We start from the raw sequence: 7,419 nt of genomic DNA, 5'->3' as shown, positions 1-7,419 counted from the left end.
ATTTAGGAGATGATTGATGGTGAATAAATAAGATATGGAATTTTATTCATGAACTCGGATTTTCATTCAAGAGCATTTTTTGAAAGATCTTTTGACCAAAATCAAAATAAAACTGTGATGTAAAACTTTTTATTGGAAACAAAATAAAAAAGGGAGCACTGGCTCCCTTTCTGATTACAGTAGTAATTAGATCAGTAGGCCACCGAAAGTGAAGCCTAATCCAACCGCAGATGTAATGGTCACCACGCCAGGAATGAAGAATGGGTGGTTAAATACGTAGCTACCGATGCGAGTTGAACCTGTGTCATCCATTTCAACGGCGGCAAGCAACGTAGGGTAGGTTGGTAGAACGAACAGAGCGCTCACTGCGGCGAAAGACGCGACTGCCGTCAGTGGAGCAACACCAATGGCCAGAGCAGCAGGCATCAGAGCGACAGTCGTGGCGCCTTGTGAGTAAAGCAACATAGAGGCAAAAAACAGAACCATGGCCAGCATCCATGGGTAATCAGAAAGCAGCGCACCTGCCACTTCTTTAATGCCATCGACGTGTGCATTGACGAAGGTTGAACCTAACCAAGCCACACCTAGCACACATACACAAGCGGTCATGCCAGAACGGAAAGTCGAGGCGTTAGGAATCTTTGAAGCATCAATCTTCGTGAATAGAACGATAGCTGCCGCTGCCGCCAGCATCACTGTCATGATCGCTTCGTTACGCCCAAGTGCTGGGTCAACAATCAGCCCGACTGATTTAGAGATGGCTGCCGCGTAGCAAACCACGAAGCCAATTGCCGCAAGGAAAATGTATGTGGCTGTTTTCGCCGTCGGAAGAATGTCACGTTGCTTTTCCGTTGCGAGCTTGATTAGGCCTTTCTCCAAGCGCTCCTGATAAATTGGATCATCCTTCAGTTCACTGCCCATAAAGTTCGCGACAAAAGCGCCAATCATACAAGCGATGAAGGTAGTTGGGATACACACCGCAAGCAGTGTTAGGTAGTCGACCCCCATGGGTGCCAGCATTGCGGCGAATGCCACTACTGCCGCTGAGATAGGCGAAGCGGTAATTGCGATTTGCGATGCGACCACAGCAATGGAGAGAGGACGAGATGGGCGAACGCCTTGGCCTTTTGCGACCTCTGCAATGACGGGTAGCGTTGAAAAGGCCGTATGACCGGTACCGGCCATTAATGTCATAAGGAAAGTGACGATAGGCGCATAAAAGGTGATGCGCTCAGGGTTCTTGCGCAAGAAGTTTTCTGCCAGTTGTACTAACCAATCCATACCACCGGCAACTTGCATTGCAGCAATTGCTGTGATGACCGACATAATGATCAGAATAACATCAACTGGAATGTATGCCTGACTGGTCGGTACGCCAAGAATTAATGACAATGCGATAACGCCTGCACCGCCCGCAAAGCCGATGCCAATCCCGCCGATTCTCGCTCCTAAAAAGATAAAGAGCAGAACGACTAACAGTTCGACCGCTACCATAATAGATACCTCATATTGTTAACTTAAATTCGATTATCTAAACACTCAGTGTCTAAACGTTTAGATAATCGCAGGAGGGAGTCACTGAACGGCTTAACCCTGATAAAATTGTGGTTAACCGTATTCGTGACTAAAAAAGGGCCCTATTGGGCCCTCCTTGGTAGCAATCTTATTCGTAGCGTTTCGCTTTATACTTAGGATGCATAAAGTTTTCAACGTTCAAGATATCGTCCAACTCTTCTTCAGTCAGTAAGCCGCGCTCTAGTACGACTTCACGGACGCTCTTACCCGTTTCCGCACAGATCTTACCTACGATGTCACCTTCATGGTGGCCAATGTATGGGTTGAGGTAAGTCACGATACCGATTGAGTTGTAAACGTAGCCTTCACAGATCTCTTTGTTAACCGTGATACCATCGATACATTTATCACGTAGGTTGACACACGCGTTAGACAGCAGAGAAATAGACTCGAACATGCTTTGCGCGATAACAGGTTCCATCACGTTGAGCTGTAGCTGACCACCTTCTGCGGCAAATGAGATAGTGTTGTCATTACCCAGTACTTTGAAACAGACTTGGTTGACCACTTCAGGTACTACAGGGTTAACCTTAGCTGGCATAATAGAAGAGCCGGCTTGCAGCTCTGGGAGGTTTAGTTCGTTAAGGCCGGAACGTGGGCCAGACGAGAGCAGGCGCAGGTCATTACAGATCTTAGACAGTTTGACCGCCAAACGCTTCAGCGCACCGTGCGTCATGACATAAGCACCACAGTCTGATGTTGCTTCAATCAAATCTTCTGCTGGTACTACGTCTAGGCCAGTTACGTCAGCTAAGTGTTTCACCGCCAGTTTCTGATAGCCTTCCGCTGCGTTCAGACCAGTACCGATTGCAGTGGCACCTAAGTTGATCTCCAGCAGTAGCTTTGAAGTGTACTCCAGAGCGCGGATTTCTTCATTTAGAGTCACCGCCCATGCGTGGAACTCTTGGCCTACGGTCATTGGCACCGCATCTTGAAGCTGAGTACGACCCATTTTAAGCACGTCTTTGAACTCTTGGCTCTTGAGTTCAAACGCCCCTTTCAGGTATTCAATCGCTTCAATAAGAGTGTGAACGCTATTGTAAACGGCGATACGGAAACCCGTTGGGTAAGCACAGTTAGTGGACTGGCTCTTATTAACATGGTCATTTGGGTTAACGAATTCGTACTGACCTTTTTCCTTGCCCATCAGCTCAAGTGCGACGTTGGCGATCACTTCGTTGGTGTTCATGTTGACTGATGTGCCTGCACCGCCTTGGAAGACGTCTGAAGGGAACTGATCCATGCACTTACCTGTTTCAAGGATCAAATCACACGCTTCAACCACGTATTTCGCTACATCTTTAGGAATAACGCCTAACTCTTTATTTGCTAACGCCGCGGCTTTCTTGGTCATCACCATACCACGGACAAATTCAGGTACGTCTGAAATGGTGACATTAGAGATGTTGAAGTTTTCGATAGCGCGTAGCGTGTGGATGCCGTAGTAAGCGTCGGCAGGAACGTGGCGTTCGCCAAGTAGGTCTTGTTCGATACGAGTGGCTGCAGCTGCAGTGCTTTGAGTATCAGTTAGGGTAGCCATCACAGGATCCTTAGATAATTATTCTGATGATAAAGTAAAATGCTAGCCATTCTGCAGTGTAAGAATCCTTTCGTCAGAATTTTTGGCTGTAAAATCCGTCCTGACTTATGGGGCTCATGATACTGTACCCAGCGGATAAAAATAGTAGCTTGATCACCTTTTTTGCTTTTGTTTAGTTAAACTTTTGCAAGATATGAACAGGGTATTAATAACAATAAAATAGTCGTGACTTATTGGGGTTTCTATCACTCTTTTTTACAGCTTTGATTTGAGCTTGAATCCGCTTTGCGCTTACACTGGGTCTAACAAAGGAGGGTGTGTGTTTCCTATCTTATTATTGATGTTTATTTTTGTTCCTATTATTGAAATAGGCCTGTTTATTTCGGTCGGCGGTTATATAGGATTGTGGCCGACGATCGCATTGGTACTGATCACCGCGTTTGTCGGTGCTTCTTTGGTACGCAGCCAAGGTTTGCAGACCTTGATGTCAGTGCAAAACCGATTGCAACAAGGCGAGTTGCCTGCTCAACAAATTGTTGAAGGAGTGATGCTCGCGGTCTCTGGGGTACTGCTCCTTACACCGGGCTTTATGACCGATGCGCTCGGCATGTTGGTGCTATTACCGGCACCACGCGCTGCGATGGCCAAATACCTTATGAGTAAGATGACGGTGCAGTCTGTCGGCGGTGGTTTCCAAGGCGGTTTTGGCTCTGGAAACTTCCAACAAGGCCCTTTTGATCAAGACCCGTTTAATCACCAACCTAATAAAGACGGCAATACGTTTGAAGGGGAATATGAGCGTAAGGATGGCGACGACAACAATCGTCTCAATTAATGGAAAAAGCCTCGTCAAGACTTGATAAATAAAGGCGCATCCCAGCGCCTTTATTGGTATTTGCCTCTAGAGCTTTAATTCTATTTATAAGCAAAAGCTAAACTAAATCAGCGACCTAATCTCATTTGTGCAACAAACGTTTCACCTTATGTTTAAAATTTGAAGTACCTTCAAATATTCAGCATATCTATGAGACCGAAATCTCACTGTCACTGAATGTTGTTTTTAGTTTCATGAAAAAGATAAACACTTGTCGTGCTTTATAAGTCTTTTCTCAATAGAAAAGGTGATTTGAAACACGCTTTCTAATCCCTATACAACAAAGAAAGCGATACAAGGTGGACAGAATGAAACAAAAACTAACCCCAACCTTACTTGCCGCAGTGGTTGCAAGTGCGCTCTCCGCTCCAGCGATGGCGGATATCGTCATTTCTCAGTACGTAGAAGGTAGCAGCAATAATAAAGCTATTGAGATTGCCAACACTGGTGACTCTGCCGTAACGCTTGATGGCTATGAGCTAGCAAAATCGACTAATGGCGGCGGTGAGTGGGGCAGCAAACTGGCTCTCGATGGCCGTGTATTGGAAGCACAAAGCGTTCTGGTTGTTGCACATACTAGTTCAAGTGATGAAATCAAAGCGGTCAGTGACATCCTAAATGGCTCTGTGATTGGATTTAACGGTAATGACCCGGTTGCGCTACTTAAAGATGGCAACGTACATGATGTATTGGGTAGCATGGGTGGCTCAGATTTCGCAAAAGATGTCACTCTAGTACGCAATGTTGATGCGATGACGCCTTCTTCTACTTACGACGCTTCTCAATGGTCATCGCTAGCAAAAGACAGCATCGAGGGTTTAGGTGTACTGGATGGCGGTGAGACACCAGAGCCGTTCGCTTGTACTCAAGACGGTGGTGAACCTGTCTTTACATCAATTCAAAAAATTCAGGGTGAAGGTGATACTTCTCCATTTATCAATGGCTATCCATTTATCACCGATGAAGACTTCTTCGTTAAAGGTGTTGTCAGTGCAGTGACGACAAGCCTAACAAAAGGCTTCTATCTACAAGCGCTGGAAGATGATTACAATCCAAAAACATCGGAAGGCCTGTTCGTCCATACCAATCAGTCAAGCTCTGATCTTAAACCGGGCGATGTGGTGTGTGTGAAGGGTAAAGTTCAAGAGAGCTACAACCTGACGCAACTAAAAGCTGAAAACAACAACTGGGTTAAGCAAGGTGAGCAAGCTGCACCAGTGGCCACGGCGATTGAAGTGATGGCGGAGGATGCCAATTTTGATCAAACGCTAGAGCGTTACGAAGGCATGTTGGTGAAGACCACGGAAGCGCTGGATATGCGCGTTACTCGCACCTTTGGTTACGATTACGGCTCGCGCCGTAACAACATGGTTGTTGCTCATGGCCGCGTTAACATGCACCCGAACCAGAATTTTGCAGCAGGCTCTGAAGACGCGAAACAGCAGAGCACTGACAACGCACAACGTCGTCTGTTCATTGAATCAGATGTTAAGGCAGCTAACGGTACGGTTCCGTACTACCCAGCCTTTGGCCGCACTGATATTGACCAGAATGGTTCAACAGAAGACTACATCCGCATCGACGACACCATCGTTGGTTTGGAAGGTGTTCTCAGCTATAGCTACGGTGATTACCGACTGATTGCTACCAACACCTTAACTAACGAAAACTTCGTACGTAACGATCCTCGTACTGAAGGTATCGATATGGCAGAAGGTGATCTTCGTATCGCGACGTTCAACGTACTCAACTACTTCAACTCCCCATTTGGTGGTGACGCTAACCAGCACGGTGACAACCGTGGTGCTAACAGCTATGAAGAGTTCGAAGTCCAGCAGGCGAAAATTGTTAACGCTATCCTGCGTCTTGACGCCGATATCATTGGCTTGATGGAAATCGAAAACAATGGTTTTGGTGACAGTGGTGCAATTCGCCAGCTTGTTGATCAGCTCAACCAGCGTATCGACAAGAAGAAAGATCATTATGACTTCGTGGCCGTTGACAGCAATGGCGATAAAGTGACGGATGAGAACGACTCAATTGGTACTGACGTTATCACCACAGGTGTTATCTACCGCTCTAAAGTGGCGAAGCTTAAACAAGTACGCGTTATCGAAATGCCAAGTCAGCGAGCGCCAGCTGTGCTAGATGATGATGGTAAAGTGATCGAAGATGGTAAGAACTACCAGCGTAATTCATTAGCACCAACGTTCAAGATCAAAGGTACAAACGAGAAGATCACAGTTGCGATCAACCACTTCAAATCGAAAGGTTCTAAATGTTGGGAAGACGCAGCACCCGTTGACCAAGGCGGCCAGGGCGGTGTCGATACTGACCAGCAAGGCAATTGTGAGCATTTCCGTGTTGCAGCAGCGGTAGCACTGGGCGACGCGCTGAAAGACATCAAAGGTCATAAAGTGATTCTTGGTGACTTGAACTCTTACGGTATGGAAGATCCAATGCTGGTTCTGACCGATTACAGTGAAGAGAAGTACGGTAAGCAGATCAAAGCGGCGCGCAATACCTTCATTGGTGAGACAGAGCAATTTGGTGATAATGGTGCGGTGATTACTGAAGGGTACAACTACATCAATGCTGTTGCGATGAAACATCCAGATAGCTGGAGCTACTCGTACAATGATGAAGTCGGCGCGCTCGACCACCTGCTCATCAGCCCAAGCCTGAAGAAGCATTTTGTGGATGCGACAGATTGGCATATCAATGGCGGTGAATCGACATTGTTTGATTACAATGATGAATTCAAAGGTGACTTGCCGAAGTACAACGACCACTACCGCTCTTCTGACCATGATCCAGCTGTTCTAGAACTGAACATGGCAGGTTCATTCGGTTTTGGTGCATTAATGTCATTGTTTGGCTTAGCACTATGGCGTCGTCGTAAGTAATCCCATCTTTTAGATAAACCAAATAAAAACCGCCACATTCAGTGGCGGTTTTTTTATTCGTATAAGTCGGTTGGCACTTCGGTTTCACAGCGAGCTAGATCGTAATCACGAGTGGTGCCGCTATTGCCGCGGAACTGCATTCTTACAATCATGCCACGCTCTACATACCAACGTAAGTCCTCACAAGAGTATCGGTAGCTCAACTCGATAATGTGGGCAGTCGCCCAGCGAGAGTTACCTGGTAAGCTCGCCGAGTAGTAGATCACACCATGATCAGTTACTTTTAAATTTTTGATATCACTTAGGTGCTCTTTAGCTGTATCAATAGTTTCTTGACTAGCTGTCGGTTGTAAATCTTCGATGTTAGTTGTTTGACAAGCGCTTAAAGCCAACGCTGAAAGGCACGCCACTGCAAAGTGTTTTAGTGTCATTATGGTTGTTCTCGGTTGATAGGAAATTAAGGACGATTCTTAACAAAGGGAGGATTTTATTGATAACCGCTACCAATGTGTAGTGATAACTTT

At 46.2% G+C, this 7,419-nt stretch carries 5 protein-coding genes; 2 read left to right on the top strand and 3 right to left on the bottom strand.

Annotated elements, in window-relative coordinates; all coding sequences use genetic code 11:
- Positions 1-186: 186 nt before the first annotated feature.
- Together OH455_RS17825 and aspA are read right to left on the bottom strand one after the other, a co-directional pair.
- Positions 187-1,494, bottom strand: coding sequence for an anaerobic C4-dicarboxylate transporter (locus OH455_RS17825; RefSeq protein WP_045977339.1), 1,308 nt, complete (start codon positions 1,492-1,494; stop codon positions 187-189).
- A gap of 169 nt (positions 1,495-1,663) precedes the next feature.
- On the bottom strand, positions 1,664-3,115 hold the full coding sequence (gene aspA, locus OH455_RS17820) for an aspartate ammonia-lyase (protein ID WP_045977340.1): 1,452 nt from the start codon (positions 3,113-3,115) through the stop codon (positions 1,664-1,666).
- Between the two features lie 319 nt (positions 3,116-3,434).
- On the opposite strand from aspA, the gene OH455_RS17815 reads away from it, so the two are divergent.
- On the top strand, positions 3,435-3,950 hold the full coding sequence (locus OH455_RS17815) for an FxsA family protein (protein WP_206372220.1): 516 nt from the start codon (positions 3,435-3,437) through the stop codon (positions 3,948-3,950).
- Positions 3,951-4,297: 347 nt separating this feature from the next.
- A complete protein-coding gene (locus OH455_RS17810; protein ID WP_269982281.1) occupies positions 4,298-6,895 on the top strand; it encodes an ExeM/NucH family extracellular endonuclease in 2,598 nt (865 codons plus the stop codon).
- Positions 6,896-6,948: 53 nt separating this feature from the next.
- Here OH455_RS17810 and OH455_RS17805 read toward each other — a convergent pair whose 3' ends face one another.
- Complete coding sequence (locus OH455_RS17805) at positions 6,949-7,326, bottom strand: hypothetical protein (protein ID WP_269982280.1); 378 nt, start codon at positions 7,324-7,326, stop codon at positions 6,949-6,951.
- Positions 7,327-7,419 lie beyond the last annotated feature (93 nt).

This window comes from Vibrio sp. T11.5 (assembly GCF_027587155.1).
Classification (GTDB): domain Bacteria; phylum Pseudomonadota; class Gammaproteobacteria; order Enterobacterales; family Vibrionaceae; genus Vibrio; species Vibrio neptunius.
The sequence above is the reverse complement of the archived record's forward strand: the minus strand, read 5'-3'. Positions and strand labels throughout refer to the sequence as shown.